The sequence below is a fragment of the Bacillus sp. NPDC077411 genome, from assembly GCF_044543425.1.
GTDB lineage: Bacteria > Bacillota > Bacilli > Bacillales > Bacillaceae_G > Bacillus_A > Bacillus_A bruguierae.
Window position 1 is genome coordinate 12,923 of the sequence record NZ_JBITWA010000003.1, and the last position, 18,194, is coordinate 31,116.

17 protein-coding genes are annotated in these 18,194 nt (G+C 33.2%); 14 read left to right on the forward strand and 3 right to left on the reverse strand.

Annotation, left to right across the window (positions count from 1 at the left end; all coding sequences use genetic code 11):
* Positions 1-1,014: 1,014 nt before the first annotated feature.
* The 3 genes from ACIGHG_RS05695 (at position 1,015) to ACIGHG_RS05705 (ending at position 3,902) form a co-directional block, all read left to right on the forward strand.
* The gene (locus ACIGHG_RS05695) at positions 1,015-2,553 is read left to right on the forward strand and encodes a glycosyltransferase family 2 protein (RefSeq protein ID WP_396547536.1); all 1,539 of its coding nucleotides are present in this window, start codon (positions 1,015-1,017) and stop codon (positions 2,551-2,553) included.
* A gap of 511 nt (positions 2,554-3,064) precedes the next feature.
* Positions 3,065-3,286 carry a hypothetical protein gene (locus ACIGHG_RS05700; protein ID WP_396547538.1) on the forward strand — a complete coding sequence of 74 codons (222 nt, stop codon included), beginning with the start codon at positions 3,065-3,067 and terminating at the stop codon, positions 3,284-3,286.
* 448 nt (positions 3,287-3,734) lie between these two features.
* Entirely contained in the window at positions 3,735-3,902 is a 168-nt protein-coding gene (locus ACIGHG_RS05705; protein ID WP_336472579.1) for an SH3 domain-containing protein, read from the forward strand.
* A 106-nt stretch (positions 3,903-4,008) separates the two neighbouring features.
* Here ACIGHG_RS05705 and ACIGHG_RS05710 read toward each other — a convergent pair whose 3' ends face one another.
* A complete protein-coding gene (locus ACIGHG_RS05710) occupies positions 4,009-4,434 on the reverse strand; it encodes a DUF1259 domain-containing protein (RefSeq protein WP_090913010.1) in 426 nt (141 codons plus the stop codon).
* 1,616 nt (positions 4,435-6,050) lie between these two features.
* On the opposite strand from ACIGHG_RS05710, the gene ACIGHG_RS05720 reads away from it, so the two are divergent.
* The 5 genes from ACIGHG_RS05720 to ACIGHG_RS05740 all read left to right on the forward strand — a co-directional run bounded on the left by ACIGHG_RS05720 (position 6,051) and on the right by ACIGHG_RS05740 (position 10,180).
* Positions 6,051-7,220, forward strand: coding sequence for a pectinesterase (locus ACIGHG_RS05720; RefSeq protein WP_396547540.1), 1,170 nt, complete (start codon positions 6,051-6,053; stop codon positions 7,218-7,220).
* Positions 7,221-7,698: 478 nt separating this feature from the next.
* Positions 7,699-7,926 carry a Z-ring associated ZapG family protein gene (locus tag ACIGHG_RS05725; protein ID WP_396547542.1) on the forward strand — a complete coding sequence of 76 codons (228 nt, stop codon included), beginning with the start codon at positions 7,699-7,701 and terminating at the stop codon, positions 7,924-7,926.
* A gap of 427 nt (positions 7,927-8,353) precedes the next feature.
* Entirely contained in the window at positions 8,354-8,587 is a 234-nt protein-coding gene (locus ACIGHG_RS05730) for a hemolysin XhlA family protein (RefSeq protein ID WP_396547544.1), read from the forward strand.
* 300 nt (positions 8,588-8,887) lie between these two features.
* Positions 8,888-9,049 carry a hypothetical protein gene (locus ACIGHG_RS05735; protein ID WP_396547546.1) on the forward strand — a complete coding sequence of 54 codons (162 nt, stop codon included), beginning with the start codon at positions 8,888-8,890 and terminating at the stop codon, positions 9,047-9,049.
* Positions 9,050-9,121: 72 nt separating this feature from the next.
* Positions 9,122-10,180 (forward strand): GH25 family lysozyme, encoded by a 1,059-nt coding sequence (locus tag ACIGHG_RS05740; RefSeq protein ID WP_396547548.1) that lies wholly within the window; start codon positions 9,122-9,124, stop codon positions 10,178-10,180.
* 34 nt (positions 10,181-10,214) lie between these two features.
* Here ACIGHG_RS05740 and ACIGHG_RS05745 read toward each other — a convergent pair whose 3' ends face one another.
* Together ACIGHG_RS05745 and ACIGHG_RS05750 are read right to left on the reverse strand one after the other, a co-directional pair.
* Positions 10,215-10,370, reverse strand: a complete 156-nt coding sequence (locus tag ACIGHG_RS05745) for a hypothetical protein (RefSeq protein ID WP_396547549.1) — start codon at positions 10,368-10,370, stop codon at positions 10,215-10,217.
* A 2-nt stretch (positions 10,371-10,372) separates the two neighbouring features.
* Positions 10,373-10,846, reverse strand: coding sequence for a hypothetical protein (locus tag ACIGHG_RS05750; RefSeq protein WP_396547551.1), 474 nt, complete (start codon positions 10,844-10,846; stop codon positions 10,373-10,375).
* Positions 10,847-11,285: 439 nt separating this feature from the next.
* Here ACIGHG_RS05750 and ACIGHG_RS05755 point away from each other — a divergent pair, with 439 nt between their 5' ends.
* The 6 genes from ACIGHG_RS05755 (at position 11,286) to ACIGHG_RS05780 (ending at position 18,185) form a co-directional block, all read left to right on the forward strand.
* Positions 11,286-11,423 carry a hypothetical protein gene (locus ACIGHG_RS05755; protein ID WP_396547553.1) on the forward strand — a complete coding sequence of 46 codons (138 nt, stop codon included), beginning with the start codon at positions 11,286-11,288 and terminating at the stop codon, positions 11,421-11,423.
* 665 nt (positions 11,424-12,088) lie between these two features.
* Entirely contained in the window at positions 12,089-12,829 is a 741-nt protein-coding gene (locus ACIGHG_RS05760; RefSeq protein WP_396547555.1) for a YveK family protein, read from the forward strand.
* Complete coding sequence (locus ACIGHG_RS05765) at positions 12,778-13,440, forward strand: CpsD/CapB family tyrosine-protein kinase (protein ID WP_336472400.1); 663 nt, start codon at positions 12,778-12,780, stop codon at positions 13,438-13,440. Before ACIGHG_RS05760 ends, ACIGHG_RS05765 begins: the two co-directional genes overlap by 52 nt.
* Positions 13,441-14,104: 664 nt before the next feature.
* Complete coding sequence (locus ACIGHG_RS05770; protein WP_396547557.1) at positions 14,105-15,931, forward strand: polysaccharide biosynthesis protein; 1,827 nt, start codon at positions 14,105-14,107, stop codon at positions 15,929-15,931.
* Between the two features lie 57 nt (positions 15,932-15,988).
* Positions 15,989-17,155, forward strand: a complete 1,167-nt coding sequence (locus ACIGHG_RS05775; RefSeq protein ID WP_396547559.1) for a glycosyltransferase family 4 protein — start codon at positions 15,989-15,991, stop codon at positions 17,153-17,155.
* Positions 17,118-18,185 carry a glycosyltransferase family 2 protein gene (locus ACIGHG_RS05780; RefSeq protein ID WP_396547560.1) on the forward strand — a complete coding sequence of 356 codons (1,068 nt, stop codon included), beginning with the start codon at positions 17,118-17,120 and terminating at the stop codon, positions 18,183-18,185. Before ACIGHG_RS05775 ends, ACIGHG_RS05780 begins: the two co-directional genes overlap by 38 nt.
* Positions 18,186-18,194: the final 9 nt, after the last annotated feature.

The following is an 18,194-nucleotide window of genomic DNA, read 5'->3' on the forward strand; positions in this document are numbered from 1 at the left end:
ATATAGATTCAAATGCAAACAGGATAAGTTAAATCGCTTGTCCTATGAGGAGTAAAATAACTTAGGAAGATTTTCAAAACGCTCAAATGACTTGTATTGGTAAACTGGTTCATGAATAGTATGATTCAAATCAAAAAAGCTATACAAAAAATAGCAGGCAAAGATTCCTTGCCTGCCTGTGGGTTCAATGGGTTTCCCAATTAAATAAGTTGGTTTCCTCATTGCAAAAAAGAGTGAAGCCGCTAGTTCGAACGGCCTATAGATAACATGTGCATTCTCTTTAGAAAATATGTAAGAAAGATTAAAGGTCTTGTTTTCTTAATAAAAGAGCAGCTAGCAAAAGCCAACTGCTTGGTTGAAGAGAGGATTCAAGAATGGCTGTCGCTACGGGGTAGCTTATGTGTAGTATGTGTTGATGATGAAACGTTATACGAAAAAAGGCAGTCAGCAAAAGCTAACTGCTCATCCTCGAGGGGGAGGACAGATAGGCAAATAAAGTTGCAATACAAGGAGTTGCCTGTTTGTAGCATGTGCATATTTTGTAAAGTTATACATGATGTGAGTTCAATAAATGGAACAAGCTGTTTGGATTATAAAATGACATATTTCGACATTGAAATAGCTGTTAGAAATACAGTGAATTGACGTTATTTTTATATTTGAATGCCAATGGTCTAGGAAGTAATAAAACGTCTTAAAACGAAAAATAAACGTATTTTACGAGATTTACTGTTTTGAGTAAAAGTGAGGTTGATAAGTCATAAGCTGTCTGACATCCTAAGTTCATACCTTTGGAATAGTATTAAAACAATATGTATTAGATGTGGAAGAACAGGGAATATGTATGGATCAAATTTCTACAAAAAGCAAGATCCCAAATACCTTACTTTTTTTATTAGATTGTTGTAAGTATACACTTTAGTTGTAATATAATTTTTCACACAAAAAAACGAGGTCAGGCATATATATAATAAGATGAAAAACATACAAATAAATTCATAAGAAAGGATTTTTATGTGTAAAAAACTATCCATTATTATTCCTGTTTACAATGAAGAAAAAACATTACAAGACGTTTTACAAACATATCAACAACTAAACCCTTTTGAAATTATTGTTGTTGCTAATGGATGTAATGACAAATCTGTTGAAATTGCAAAGGATAATCATTGTAGGGTATTAATTTATGATGAACCACTTGGACATAATGTAGGTCGTGCAATAGGTGCAAAGGAAGCAAAAGGTGATATTTTATTATTTGTCGATGCCGACTTTACAATTGATCCTGCTACATTAGAACAATTTCTTAAACCATTAATGGAGAGAAAAACAGATGTAGTATTAAACAACTTAAACTATATATTCTATAAAAGACAAATACCTCATTCAACGACTATTTGGCGACAAGTTACTAATCGTTTTTTTCATCGTTCTGATTTAGGAATCGATTCATTAGTGTCTGTTCCCAATGCAATGACAAAAGAGGTGATTGATAAAATTGGAGCTGATAGTTTAGCAAACCCAACTTTAGCTCATTTAAGAATTATTCAACAAAAATTCCGAATTTTTAATGATATGCAAATAGACGTTATTTCAGTTAATCGTTTTAGTACTCAGCAACATTTAAATACTGCTAAAACTCTTTCTGTTTCAGAAAAACGGATTATAGGTAACCATATTGAAGCAATGGCTGCATGGTTTAAGGATGTTCAACATCCAAGGGCTAATTATTCAGATGGAGATAGAAAACGAGATATTGTAGAAGGTTTAAAATTAAAAAAGCAAGAGTATATGCCTAAAATCATTGGCGGTTGGGGAAAACGATCTCAGAACTATGGAGGAAAACAAGTATCTATTATTATTCCCGTACAAAATGAAGAAAATGTAATAGGAGCTATCATTAAAGAAGTTCGAAAGATAGATCCTTTTGAAATTATTATTGTAGTGAATGGAACAACAGATAAAACAGCAGAGGTTGCCAAAAGCTATGGAGCGACTATTATTGTTTATGAAGAAGAACTTGGGAATGATACTGGTCGCGCTGTTGGTGCATATTTTGCTAAAGGAGATATTTTGCTTTTTATTGATGGAGATTTTGTTATTCCTGCAACTGATTTATTACCATTTATTTATGAGGTCCAACATGGTGTTGACTTGGCATTAAATAATTTAGAACATTATTTGGCTTATCGTTTTCCGTTTCATATTGTTACAGCTTGCAAGTATGCAATTAATTTGGCATGTGATCGTAAGGATTTAGGAATTGGTTCAACAACAGCTATACCTCATGCATTTAGTAAAAAATGTATTGATGAAATTGGTTTTGAGACACTTGTTTCACCCGTGTATAGTCAAATGAAAACAATTCTAGACGGATACAATGTTAAAAATGTTCACCGTGTAGAAGTAGATCAAATGAATAAAATTCGGCCAGATAAACATTTTGCTAAAAATAAAGGAGAATTACCTCCATCTACAACAAGAATAGTAGGTGATCACATAGAAGGTATCTCATATTTAATTAAAAGGATGGGAAAGCGCGGCTTATTCTAATAGAAGTATCAAGAAGCATATAAAATTTTTCCCTAGATATAAAATAGTTCCAGTACCTTTTGATGCGTTAATAGATATAAAAATGTATAGGGTTATTCTTCTTCCAGTTACTGAACGCTGAGTGCGTAGCTAATAGTCTATTGTGCAGTGATTGAGAAAAGCTCGAAATCATACAGGGAGATTGAACCAGGTGTCTCATTGATATGAAAATGACAATAGCAAAAAAGTGAAACAGAAACAGTATCCCAAACGGGTGCTTTTGTCACATTTTGAGAAGGACGAGCATATATTAGAGTATAGGACAAGCTAATCGCTTGTTCTATTCAATACTCACACTCCTTGTCACATTGAGAGCATCCACTGGTTCGGGTGCTCTTGTTTATTATGTAGAAATTACACAATGAACGAGAATAGGACAAAATTAGTATTTGAAATAAAAAGATTGTGGTTTGTTATATGGAAATAAATTACTTATAATAATTTGAAGATAAAAGTTTAAAATTGTCTCATAATGTATTTTGGGGGTGGAGAATCTCTGAATAAGAAAAAGGGGGTAGTTAAAGATTGGCTTGTATTGTCAGGAATACTATTTACAATAATAATGTTTTTTACAGCTTGGTATTATGATATAGACTCTAAAATAGCGGCTAGTGTATCTTCAATTGTTATAGCGTGTATTTCAATATTTATCACATTAAAAATAGGTTGGAATGATGAAGAGGAAAGTGAATAAACCAAAAGTAATTATTTTAGGCGCTGCCATTATTGGTACAGCGCCTTATTTGTTGTTAAGGGAAGATAAGGGGTGAGTGTCTTACAACAATGTAAGGTGGATGTAAGGGAAATGAATGTTTACATTGAAGCATAATAGCTAAACTAACAATATATGAATCGACTAAAAGATAGTAAGTGATAAGGAGTAAGCGCATGATCTTGTTAGTGTTAATCATCGTATATGGATTGTTTTTGTTATATTGTGTTCGCACGGCCGAGGAAGTAGATGAATGGTTGGATATTTAGCGAAACAAGCTAAATATAGTGGTTATGTTTACCTTGCTTGGCACCATGACCACTCTCATTTCTGGTATAAAATTGCGGAAAACAACTGAGTTCGTGATGATGTAGAAAAAATTAATAAAGACGGGAAAGACAAAGGTATCGTTTGAATAAATGGTATTGATATCAACCTTAGAAAAGGTGCAAGTACTGGTGATGCTGTTATAAATAAAATTACAAAACGTTCTGCTTATGAAGTGCATTATCGATACGCTGACTGGATTTATGTTGTGGGTGAAGGCGTTGAAGGCTGGATGTATTTTGATGAGTTTTATGTGAATTGGCTTAGATAATAAACAGAACGTATTTTAATGAAGATAAGTTAGAAATATTATGTTATAGAAACAAAGAAATAGGGAGGAGTGACTTAAATTCCGCCCTAATAGAAATAAAATTAGATTATGCTTTTAATACTTTAAATGCTTCTCTTATTTTTCTAGCAAATTCTAATGGTGGTTCAATGGATTCAAAATGCATATACATAGCTCGTGGCTCTTCAAATAACCAATGATTATGAAGTGCCGTAACTATAATGTTTCTTTTTCGAAGTTCAGTTAATAACGGGTTAACCTCTTCTTGTAAAAGAACGGTTTCGCCTAAGTTCAAAGCATTGCCATTACGATCGACATCTTCAAACGAGAAAAATTGAGGGTTAACTAGCGGAGATTTTGTTCTACGTCCAAGAATAGTAAATCTGATATTACGAAATTTTTGTACTAAGCATACCCCTTCTGGAGTAACCATTCCAGATCCATTTAAGATCCTCGCAAATTCGTTACATAAGTTGCTTTTGGAGTCATTTGAGTGGCAACTATTTGAAGACATAAAAAAAACCTTCTTTCCATATATAATTATGACTTATATAACTAGTTCTCTCTAGTAAAATATTCATATTACGGAGAAAAGGCTTGGACTAAGTACTTATTCTTAAACAAGATGTACTAAAGAATTTTTGAAGCCTAAAGCCTTTAATTCAATTATGACCAACAATTTTTAAGATATAAGATAGTTTATACGTAAAAATATCATTTCGATATGGTCAGGCTAAATATTCAATTGTATTTTTTCTGGGGACAAGTTGATACATTTTAATTCAGACATGCATATCGTATATTGAAATCTAAAAGAGAAGAGGTGAAAAACATGTGCAAAAAACATAAATGTGGTTGCAAAAACAAAAAGAAACGTTGCCACTGTAAAAAATAATATTAGGAATCACTTTATTGAATGAGTATTTTGTTAAGTCAGAAATACAATTTTCTTATTTTGCGTAGGGCTTATTTTTTGATAAGGTAACCTCTTCTAAAAACTCATTTTCGCATAGAAAAATGAGTTTTTATCTATTTGCGCCAATTTATTCCGTATACAAGTCCATCAATGGGAACGCGATCAATATATGACTCTTTACTAAGAGTGAGAGACCTTGATACTATTGGTATCGGGGCTTTTTTCTTTTTGTGGCTAAAACACTTTTCCATGCAATAAAGCTCATCCACCCACAAAAACATCATATTTACCCCAATATGTTATTCATATAAGCTTCAAACCCTAAAATAGAATTTTTATTAATTTTATCGCTCATATGAGAGTAAATGTTAGAAATGATTTCAATGCTTTTATGTCCTAATAGATCAATTGAATTTATATATACGACCACGTTGTATTAGTGTCGTGGTCTTTATGTTTCTAAATGGATTAAGAAAGCCCTCTTAGCTCACAAGACACATAAAACATTTAAAATGGTTTTGTCATGTATTATTGGCGAAGATTTGAATGAAATGTATGAAAGAGTAAAGAAAGATGATTTAAGAATATAGCATCCAAAACCGTTGCTTTTTTTCACATTTAGAAAAGGACAAGCATATATTGGAGTATAGGATAAGCTAACCGCTATCCTATTCAATACTCACACTCTCTTTCACATTGAGGGCATCCACTTAATTGGGTGCTCTTTTTTATTCGTTTTTATAAGTCCGCAAATTTGTTCATCTCTTTCTGTTTTTAGTAAAGAAGGATCGACTTCGTAAAGTATCAGTCTATCAAAATCTAAACCATTTACAGTTTAAGGGGAACATAATTTTTTGTTGATTAAGTCAGGAAGGTTAAAAAAAGAAGCCCCGTGGTATACGGGACTTCTAAGGGTAATGTGTCAAGTAATGGCGTACTTGACTAAGTAAATTTAACATGAATTTTCGAAAAATAATATTGGTAAATGTGTCCAAATGCAGGTAAATAAGGGGATTTTAGATTTTATACAAGTTGAACTTTATTAAAAAGTGACGGTTGGAAATGAAGGTTTTAGAATGTGGAGGGTATTTTGATTATATAAGATTTATAAGTATATAGACATAATGTAAAAAATTATAATTAAAGATTTCCATTGAATCCATTTTGCTTATCCGTTCATATAATACAACTATATGAAAATGAAATAAAACTAGATGAGTGTACAGGAATTATGGATATCTAGGACCAATACGGCTGTAGTAATGAAATCAGGAAATGATTCAACAGCTTTCATTGGAGGAAATCCTTTTAAAACAATTAATGGTGCTATAACAGCAATTAACGCAATAGGGGCTACAGGAATTACAATTCTTGTATTTCCTGGAGTTTATGATGAAACAGTAGTTATTCCCAATGGAAATTCATTACGAGGGATTAGTTTATTAACGGTAATAATTCGTCAGCAGAATGTAACATCGAATACCACTGTACTCACAATGGGTGAAAATACAAGGATAGAGGATGTTACCGTACTATTAACTTCGTCTAACCATGTGAATTTAACAGGAGTTGCTTTTCCTGGAACAACATCACAAAGCGCTAGATTAAGAACGGCAGTAATCACTGTAGATAATTCGACAGCCTCAACAAGTGGAACTTCCAATGTTTATGCGATTCATTCTTTTGGGACAGGCACTCCAGATGATAGCATAAGTGCTGTAAGAGCAACGACCATCACAACAAGATCAGTTGGTTTAGGGAATAAAAGAGCAATATTAGTTGATACGAATCCACATAATTTTCATTGTCGGGATGTTAATTTGACCACTACTAGTTTAGGAGGAGCAGGATCTTGTATTGGGGCAGAAGTGAATCGGGCGGGGGCAGAATTAAGTTTGCGTTTAGTATCGGTTCAAGGGACTACAGCGGATGTATCTCAAACAGCTGGAACGATGATTTTAAGTTCAGCGAATCTTATAAATTCCAATGCTAACAATTTAAGTTTTTCTACAGTTTTACAGCCTACTACTATTCTTTGGGCAGATCCTGCTGGTTTACCAACTGGTGGAACTCGTTTTTACAGGCCAGGTACAGCATCTGTTTCAGCTACAGAGGTCTTTGTAAGATTGAGTCAAAAAGCCGTTATCAAATCATTAGCAATACGAGCTCGAGTTGCTCCTGGAGGGACAAGCACAGATACTTGGACTATTCGAAAAAATGGGGTAGATACACCTCTTACAGTTTCATTAACTGGTGCTCAGACGTCTAATATAAATAATAATGTTTCTGTAACATTTCAAGCAGGAGATAGCATTTCGTTAAAATTAACAGCTTCTACAGGAAGTAATATAACAGATACTGTCATACAAGTGGATGTTTTCTAAGATTTAAGTAATAAAATTCCGTGGATTTTTAAAACGAGCTTGGTATTAAGTTTTTCATAGGGCGAGCCCTGAGAGGAGTATCCACATCTTTTATCAAAAATTGAAAGAAGAGTACGATATGGAACTATATATAATCAAATTAGGCAGTTAAGCATCTATTCGGATGCTTTTGTCACATTTTGAGAAGGATGAGCATATATTAGAGTATAGGACAAGCTAATCACTTGTTCTATTCAATACTCACACTCCTTGTCACATTGAGAGCATCCACTAGATCGGGTGCTCTTTTTCACATTTTTACAAGAACGAGCATATACTGCTTGTACCTCTTAACTTTCGTTAAAAGGAATATCGTAATCCAAATCCCAAAGAAGAGCGCTTGCGGAAACAGGTGCTCTTTTTATTTGTAGGATTTAGTGGATTTTTGTCGAATAAACTAATTAAGTGACGAAAAATATGGGAAATGAGGAATGATATCATGATGTGGTTAAGTTTCTTTATCGGATATATTGTAGGTACAATTATTTGTTTAATCATTATGATTCAGTTTCTTAAAGCGAAAGAAGTTAAGGAATTGGATTATGATATTGATTCTTCAATTAAGAAAGAAATGGAACAGTTGAAAGAGATAAAGAATGATAATGACATAGAAAATAAGACGAGAATTAGAATTACTTATTGTAAAAAGTGTGGAAAGTCAGTATGAAATCGAAGGGTCCTTTTATTATTTCAGTTTGCTGTGGAATAGAGTATCGATAAGGAAAGATAAGGAGTGACCATTGACCCTATAAATAAAAACTCTACTCTCTATATAATGAGAGTAGAGTTCATGGATGCAGTTGCTGACTTCTCGGGATGGTGTCAGCAACTAAATAATATCATGAGTATTCAGAAAAAACATTGAATAAATATTTCCTATTTTTCGAATAATGGTTAATTTAAGTGAAATGTACAAGAGCGTTATTTGAAGAGGCAAATAGGAAAAAGCTCTAACTTTAATACAGCTAGAGCTTTTTATTTTTTTAACAAAATACGGCTTTGGTGCGGAAATAATCAGAATATATTCACAATAAAAAAACCGCCTCATAATATATAGAGATTGCAATGTCTTAAGTTTTAAAGGATGTGAATACATGGAAGACATAGAAGATTTAAATGGAAAATTAGAAAACCTAAGAATAGAACAAAAAGAAATCATGAGAGATATTCGTAATCTAGAAACTCGTGTAACTATTAGTGAAAAAGATATCACTACAATCAATAAACAATTAGAGAAAATTAGCGTAAATACAACTTGGATTTTAAGAATCATAATCAGTGCTATTGTCATGGGGGTATTAGGACTATTAATGAAAGGCGGATTATGAGATATTGATTGTATTTAAAAAAGGGACAAGCGTCTCTCTTTGGATAATTTTGTCACATTTTGATAAGGACAAGCTAACCGCTTATTCTATTCAATACTCACCTCCTTAACACATTGAGGGCATCCACTAGTTCGGGTGCTCCTTTTTTATTAAATAAAATGGACATTAGAAATAAAAAGGGTGTTATTTTTAATCCTGATGCGGGAAAATGGTTTATAGATGCTAAAGAAGAAGAAAAACGCTGTATGAGGCAAAGAACACTGTAAAAAAGCATTGCTTTTTTATTTTCACTAAATTATAATGGCACTGATGGATACCATTCCACATTTCAATACTGGGCAATATCAAGGATATGTAGATATCAAACTAGTAATTTTAGTCGCTACAGGTGTTATTTCTAATCCTGATGCGGGAAAACGATTTGTTGAAAAGGTGCTAAAGAAGAATAAAAACGCTGTATGAGGCAAAGAGCACTGTCCAAAGGCATTGCTTTTTTATTTTTATTATTATCTAAATATAGGGAGATAACGAATAATGAATAAAAACATCGTAGACATATCAAAATACAATGACAAAATTAATTGGAACGTAGCTGCTCCGAATCTTGATTTAGCAATTTGTCGTGTGCAATATGGTTCAAATAAAGTAGATAATCTATATAAACAGCATGTAGCGAATCTAGAAGCGCGCGGAATTCCTCATGCTGCTTATGCATATGGTTGCTATGTATCTGTGGAAGATGCAATTGTAGAAGCAAAGGACTTTATGGCTCGTGTTAGCCCTAACGCTAAATTTCTAGTGCTAGATGTTGAAGATGACACTTTAGCTAGTTGCGGTTCTACTAACCTAGCAAAAGCGTCACAAGCGTTCATCGATACTTGTAAAGCGGCAGGATGGAAAGTAGGTTTCTACGTATCTCATCATATGTACAGCTCTTATGGATTACAAAATGTAAAAGCTGATTTCCTTTGGATTCCTCGCTATGGAGCAAAACCGGTATATGCATGTGATTTGTGGCAATATGCTGATAATGCAACAGGTGGTTACGTTGAAGGAATTGGGAATTGTGATGTAAACCGTTTAAATAGTGATAAAACCTTAGAATGGTTTATTGGTAAGGGAAGTAACAACATTGCAGGAGATAATGAAAATGTTGTTTTACCTCCAGATTGGAAAACAAATAATTTGGGCGGTATCACTGTAACAGCAGATATTGCAAATGTACGAGAAAATCCATCTACTGATGCAAAAGCTATGCGTCAAGTAAAAAAGGGAAGCGGTCACGTTTACCTTGATTGGCATTACGATGGCTCTTATTTCTGGTATAAAATTGCGGAGAAGAACTGGTTACGTGCTGATGTTTGTAAAATCAATAAAGACGGAAAAAATAAAGGTGTCGTTTGGGTAAATGGTACTGATATCAATCTTAGAAAAGGTGCAAGTACAGGTGATGCTGTTGTTGAGCAGATTAATAATGCTGGAGCATATGATGTACACTATCGCTACGAAAATTGGATTTTCGTAAATGGCGGCGGATTGAAAACTGGTGGTTGGATGTATTTTGATGAATCTTATGTAAACTGGATTAGATAATGAAGAAAGCCGCTCCTTTTTCGGGAGCGGCTTTCTATTTACATATTTTACTTTTTTCTTTCTTGTAGTTCCAAACAATCTCTACTACTTCTTTGGGCGTCAAATCTCTAAAATCCCAGAAAATTAGGTCTGAAACAGCAGGGTGAATTTGTTTATTTCTATATTCACCAAGTTCTCTTGGGATTGTCATAATTATACAATCTCGTTAGTTGAAACAATAAATGGAATTTTTGTTTTAAATATCTCGTTGTTATCAATAGATGCGGATATACCCATTTCATCGTGGTGTTTACCAGTACAACTAATGTGTAAATAGTAATAGTTATTAACGAAATTTATGTTAGAAAAATCATCATCTATAGGAATTTGGAATTCAATATGATCAATATCTTTGCTAGTGTAGCCTTGTTCTGGATCATATTCAACGATATATCTTTTAACAATAGTTGTTTCTTTTCCTCCAAGTTGATGATATAAGGTGAACCATATTGCTACATAATCAGGAGTTTCATGAATGTAAGGGAGTGTTCTTTGAGTAAGCCCTCCAATTGTACATGAAACACTAAGAGCATTATCTTTTCCTTTATATAATATTAATTCTGAGGAATCTTTTTTTGTGTGTAAATGAATAGATGTTATTGCCAGAGAAAAATTACTCGAACTCATATATAAAGCCCTCCTTTAATTATTTAAAAGTAACTATTTTTCTGGAGAAATATCACAGTATGTTCCGAACTTCTTTTTCTTTCATCAAATTCCTTTATATATCTCTTAAATTCAGCCTTATCGACTTTTGGTTTTTTTACCAGTAGTCATATTTTTTCCTAAATATGTTTTGGATGCAAATTCTTTTATTAAAAAATAAATTGCACATAATACAAGAAATAATCCGAGTGTTAGAATGGATGAAAAAACTACAGTTAGAATGAATAGGGCAGCTAAAATTGTAACTACTCTCTTTAAGACTAATCTATTACTTACAGTAGCTTCTGCTTGCTGTAGTTGTTGCGTACGTTACAGCGAAGCGACTGTATCATAATTCATAAAATCCCCTCCCGCGATATAATAAATCTATTGTATCAAAATTTTGGAAATTTCACTGTTCATGCAGCAGATTTTAGAAATTTGTAAAAGAGAAGAGCTTCCAATGATAGCGCAATTTTATTTCGCAGAAGAATCACCATATGTTGAAGAAGATGGTCCGCCAGTTGTATGGTCTTTTATTATTTGGAAGGTTGATTAAAAACAGCAGCTAGCAAATGCTAACTGCTGTTTCTTAGAGTACTTTTAATCTATTGTTCTTGATTAGTATTCAATAATGAAGGTGATAATTTTGGTGATAAAAAAAGACACTCCTATGAGTGTCGTCATCCATCTTATTGCTTTCGAGGTTTGAAAAGGGAAGTAATGAAAAAGAAACCTTTTACAAATCAAATTTATCATGTATGGAATATATAGTAAATTGAGAAAAAATATACGGAAGATTTAGTATAGATACTTTTCACTATTAATATGAAGAAAATCAGCTATTCTTCACATTTTTTAAAGCCTCAGGTAAATCTTACATCTTATAATTTTAATTTATAAAAATATAAATATTTCATTAGTAGAGGGGATTTTGTTCCTCATCCATCAGGTTCAGTGTAGTATGAAATTGTTGAGAAAAAGCTGTGTAACAAGTCAGGATGCCCAAATTTATAAAAAAAGAATCTGTATAAGAGAGAAAAGTATTTATAGAATATTTATGTTGACTTGTTCTGTATAAAGAACTAAAATTTATTTTAAATAGAACACTTGTATTTTATTAAGTCATCGTTTTATGCATGGATAAATTATACATCAAAATGTTTTATGAGTGAGGTCGGTTTAAAAAGTTCGATTCATTTGTAAAAAATGTAGGGGGAAATTATGGAAAAGGAAATAAATCTTAAAAATTTATTTGCTGTGATAAGAAGACGACTATGGATAATTGTCGTAGTTACACTAACGATTACGTTAGTAGGAGCGATTTATAGTATCTTCTTAAAAACTCCATTATACGCATCTTCTGCGAGAATACTTATTCAAGCAAATAGTGAAAGTATGAACACGCTTAAAGTAATGATAAATGAACCGGTTGTGATGGAGAAAGTCGCTGCAGAATTAAATAATAATAGACCAGCAGGTGCGTTAAGTGGACAAATAAGCGCTGAAATTGTCCAAGGTTCACAGATTGTGAAAATCAATGTGGTTGATCCAAATCCTGTAATGGCGGCTAAAATTGCAAATGTTACAGCAGCTGTTTATAAGAAAGAGGCTGCAAGAATATTAAATTTTAATAGTGTTAACATTTTAACAGAAGCAAAAGCTCAGAAATACGCTGTACCAATAAACATAAAGCATATCAATACGATAATGACTGCTTTCATTGTTGGTTTGGTGTTAAGCGTTGGTTTCGTATTTTTACTAGATTCTTTGGATGATACGATTAAATCAGAGCGAGCTATTGAAAAATTATTAGATATCCCTACTTTAGGAAGTATTTCTAAAATGGATGAGAGAAGTATGGTAGATAAATACAGTGAAAAGAAATCTATATCATTAAGGGGGATAGGCAAGTGGTTTTCAAAAACAGAAGAAAAAGAGACAAAGGAAAGAATGAAAGCCTAGTTACTCATACTGTGCCAAATTCCAAAGTTGCTGAAGAATATCGTACGATTCGTACCAATCTTCAGTTTTCATCTGTCAATAGTAAAGACAAGACGATAGTTATTACTTCTCCGAGATTTGGGGAAGGAAAATCAACAGTTGCAGCGAATCTTGCTGTTTCTATAGCTCAACAAGGTGAGAAAGTATTACTAATTGATGCTGACCTACGGAAGCCGGCCATTCACGAAATATTCCAACTTGAAAATACAATTGGGTTAACAAATGTTTTAAGTGGCGAAAAAGTAATGGAGGGGGCTGTAAAGAAAACAGGAATTGGAAGACTGCACGTATTAACAAGTGGTCCAGTTCCGTTTAACCCCGCTGAGCTACTTAGTTCGGTAGTAATGGAGACCTTAATTCAAAAAGTAATGGAGCAGTATGATATCATATTAATCGACTCTCCGCCGATTTTAGAGGTAGCAGATACAAGTATTTTAGCTGATCGATGTGATGGAGCATTATTAGTAATAAACTATAATCATACTATGAATGAGGATGCGATCGAAGCTAAAAGAATATTAAGTTTTACAAAAGGAAAATTAGTAGGAGCTATATTAAACAATAAGGTATAATGATTTTTGTTTAATATAGCTATATAAATCCAAATTTGAAAAACGACATAAAACCATTCTTTTTTAGGGGGAAAGAGCATCTGGCCATGCATTGAAGTGGTCGGAGCCTTTTTCTGCCACATGCGCAGTGAGAACCGGAGAGAAAGCAGGTGCAGGTCACTTTTTCTACATAGCAGCGATCGACTTCTATATTGAAAAATTAAAGTGAATTTATATAAATTGAACTAAATATTTTTTTATAAGTCCTCTCATCGCCAAGTTCCTTAAAACACATTGTCTTATAAAGGGAATTTGAATGGTGATTGGTTACTCAATTGAGAAGTGTAAAAATTAAGTTCAATTTATCTATAGGAGTATTCGGGAAATATAAAGGTTATCTATTTAACGGGATAAAAGGATCTTAAACTAACTCGTTCTTTATAAAGTACATAAATAGTTCTTTTAGAAGATTCAATATGGTGATGCCTCTTTACCAATATCAATGGAGGCACTCGGCTATACTGTGGGTTGAAATAAACCTTAGATGCTAGTCGTCAAGAGTGTGGTGTGAGGTTGGGTTAGATGCCCAAATTTTATTAAAGCTTTTAACTATGGGTTTTTGGAAAGATCTCATAGTTAAAAGTTTTAATTTTTTCAAAGTCATGATTAAAAAGGTGGGAATTTTATGACGTACCGGCAAAGGTTGTCGTTATTGCTTTTAATGGATTCACTTATAGTATTGGGTGCAATTTATTTTAGTTATTTTTTTGTAAATGGTAGTTTTCGAGTTATTACATTAACATCTGTAATTAGCTCTATAACTTTACTACTTAGCCATCATTTTTTTGCTTTTCTTTATAAGTTGTATAAAAAGGCATGGGAATATGCAAGTATAGGGGAATTATTAATTATTTTTAAAGCTATTACATTGACTATCGTTACTACAGCTTTTGTACAAAAAATAGTGATACACGAAGTTTACTTTCGTTTACTTGCTGTAACTTGGATGATACACATTTTGTTAATTGGAGGGTCCCGTTTTATTTGGCGGATGTTCCGGGATGCGTATTTTAAAAATGATGATACGAAAAAGAGAACTTTAATTATTGGGGCTGGTTCTGCGGGGACAATGGTCGTAAGACAATTGCTACAGAACAATGATACAGAATTATTACCTGTTGCATTTATTGATGATAATGTGAAGAAGCATAATCTTGATATTCTAGGAATTCCAGTAATTGGAGGAGTAAATCAGATTGAGCGTGTTGTTGAAGAACTTAATATTGAGAGTATTATAATTGCCATCCCTTCTCTTAGAAAAAAAAGATTGAATGCCATTTTTAAAGAGTGCTCAAAAACAAAAGCAAAGACGCAAATTCTTCCTATGTTAGAAGATTTAGTAACAGGGAAAGTTTCAGTTAATGAATTCCGCGATGTTCAAGTAGAAGACTTGCTAGGACGTAGTCCGGTTGAGCTGGATATGAATAGCATTTCAGAATATATAACTGATAAAGTCATTTTAGTGACTGGTGCTGGTGGTTCAATCGGTTCAGAGATTTGTAGACAAGTCGCAAAGTTCAATCCAAAACAGTTAATTTTATTAGGCCATGGGGAAAATAGCATTTACTCCATTGAAATGGAATTGAGAGAGTTATATGGTAATACAGAGATTATATTTATTCCAGAAATTGCAGATATACAAGACAGTCAGAAAATGATGTCAGTGATGAATAAATATCACCCGCACGTTGTCTATCATGCTGCTGCACATAAACATGTCCCATTAATGGAATATAATCCGGAAGAAGCTGTGAAAAATAACTTGATGGGAACGATGAATGTTGCAAAAGCAGCAAGTTGGCACGATGTTGAAACGTTTGTTATGATTTCTTCTGATAAAGCAGTAAATCCAACAAATGTTATGGGAGCAACGAAAAGATTGGCTGAAATGATTGTTCAATATACAAATAAAACAAGTCATACAAAGTTCGTTGCGGTTCGTTTTGGAAATGTATTAGGAAGTAGAGGTAGTGTAATTCCGTTATTCAAGAAGCAAATTCAAAAAGGCGGACCAGTTACAGTTACTCATCCAGATATGGTTCGTTACTTTATGACTATTCCGGAAGCATCAAGACTAGTTATGCAGGCCGGGGCTTTAGCTAAGGGCGGAGAAATTTTTGTATTAGATATGGGTGAACCAGTGAAAATTGTCGACCTGGCTAAAAATTTAATTAAACTATCAGGAAATTCTGTTGAAGAAATTGGTATAGAATTTACTGGGACGAGACCGGGAGAAAAGCTTTTTGAAGAGCTATTAAAAGATGATGAAATGATTGAACAACAAATTTATCCGAGAATTTATGTAGGAAAAGAAACTAATATTTATATAGAAGAAATTGAAAAAATTATTTCTACACACTCTGATTTGGATAAAGAAGAATTACGAAACATATTATTAGATTTGGCTAATAAACATAACGCTTCAAAAATATTAACACCAACATTGGGTTAACGGTTTGTGGAAGCTGTACTTGAATCAAAAATATAGTTGAATGGGTGTGTGATTTAATTGCCTAAGAAAGTGTTGTTTTGTGCAACAGTAGATTACCATTTTAAAGCATTTCACTTACCGTATATGGAATGGTTTGCGGAGCAGGGATGGGAGGTACATGTTGCTGCAAGTGGTAATATGCACCTTCCATATGTACATAAAAAATATGATATTCCTATTCAGAGATCACCTTTTAAAAAGCAAAACTTCCAGGCATATAAGAAGCTTACATCAATTATCAATAAAAATAAGTACAGCATTATTCATTGTCATACACCTATGGGAGGAGTGCTTGCCCGCTTAGCTGCAAGAAAAGCGAGAAGACAAGGAACTAAGGTGATTTACACAGCTCATGGATTTCATTTTTGTAAGGGTGCACCTCTTATAAATTGGCTTGCATATTATCCAATTGAAAGAGGATTAGCTTCTTATACAGATTGTCTCATAACAATCAATACAGAAGATTACAATCTTGCAGCGAAACATCGATTTAAAGCAAAGTGTATTGAACACGTTCATGGAATAGGTGTAGATACGGAACAATTCAAATTGGTAAAAGAAGAAGATAAACGAGATTTAAAGATGAAATTTGGATACAAACCAGATGATTTCCTAATGTTCTATGCTGCTGAATTTAACAAAAATAAAAATCAGCAATTTTTGCTTCGTTCGTTAGCCCTACTAAAGGATGAAGCTCCTAACGCAAAGCTTTTACTCGCAGGAAAAGGTCCATTAATGGAAGATTGTAAGAGCTTGGCTATTGAGCTTGGAATTGCCGATATGGTTCATTTTCTTGGATATCGAACGGATATTGCTTCATTAGTACCAATGTGTGATATTGCCGTTGCATCTAGCCTTCGAGAAGGTTTGCCAGTTAACATTATGGAAGCTATGGCTTGTGGTCTTCCAGTTGTAGCTACTGATAATAGAGGACACAGGGAGCTTATAAAGGATACAATAAATGGTTATCTTGTATCGCCAAAAGAGGAAGAACTTTTTGCCACGCGAATACTGGAGTGTATTCAGTCGAGAACACTGCGTGAAAAAATTGGGATTGAAAATGTAAATAGAGTAAAAAAATACTCAATTGCCCAAGTAGGTGCAGAATTGAATAATATTTATACACAATATATGTTGAGGGATGTAGATGAAACCAAAAGTCAGTGTGATAGTGCCTATATATAATGTTGAACAATACGTAAGTAGATGCTTGGATAGTTTGTTATCACAAAATTTTAGTGATATCGAAATTATAGCTATAAATGATGGTTCAACAGATGGAAGTGCAAAAATACTTAATGATTATGCAAAAAAAGATAGTCGTATTATGGTGATAGAAAAGGAAAATGGTGGTGTTTCTTCAGCTAGGAATGAGGGGATACGCGCGGCAAACGGGGAATATATTGGTTTTGTTGACCCAGATGATTGGGTCGATAAAGATATGTATGAGTCAATGTATAATAGTGCAGTTGATGAAAAAGCCGATATTGTTATGTGTACGTATACTCGAGAGTTTGGCAGTCATTCAAAGATAAAAGAATTCAACCTTCCTGAAAAAGTTTGTTATCACAATGAAGAAGTCCAATTAAAAGTTATGAGACGCTTGGTTGGTCCTTTAAATGAAGAAATAGCAAATCCAGAACTTCTCGATGCATGGGGGACGGTATGGTCAAAGTTATATCGCTCAGATATTCTTAAAGAAAATAATATTGAATTTGTGGACCTTAGTACTATAGGGACTAATGAAGATTCTCTTTTTAATATTTATGCTTTTTATTATGCAAAAACTTTTGTTTTTATCAATAAACCTTATTATCATTATTGGAGGGTAAACACTACATCAGTTACATCGTCTTATAAGCCTAGTTTAATGAATCAGTGGTTTCATCTTTACAGTGTAATTGAAAATTTCTTAGATGATAAAAACATGGGAAAAGATTTTTATATAGCCTTAAATAATCGCATATGTCTTAGTACATTAGGGCTCGGCTTAAACACAATAAGCAAAGAAAATAAAGTATCTGCTTTGATGAAAATCAGCAAGTTACATTCGATTTTAAAGGATAAACGTATCAAACAATCCTTTAGGCAATTTGAAATGAAATATTTTTCAGTTGCTTGGAGGGCATTTTATTTTTGTGCGAAGTTTCGATTCACACTAGGATTTTATTTCATTTTAGTAGCAATTGATAAACTCAGAAAAATAGTTAGATAGGAGGGGGAA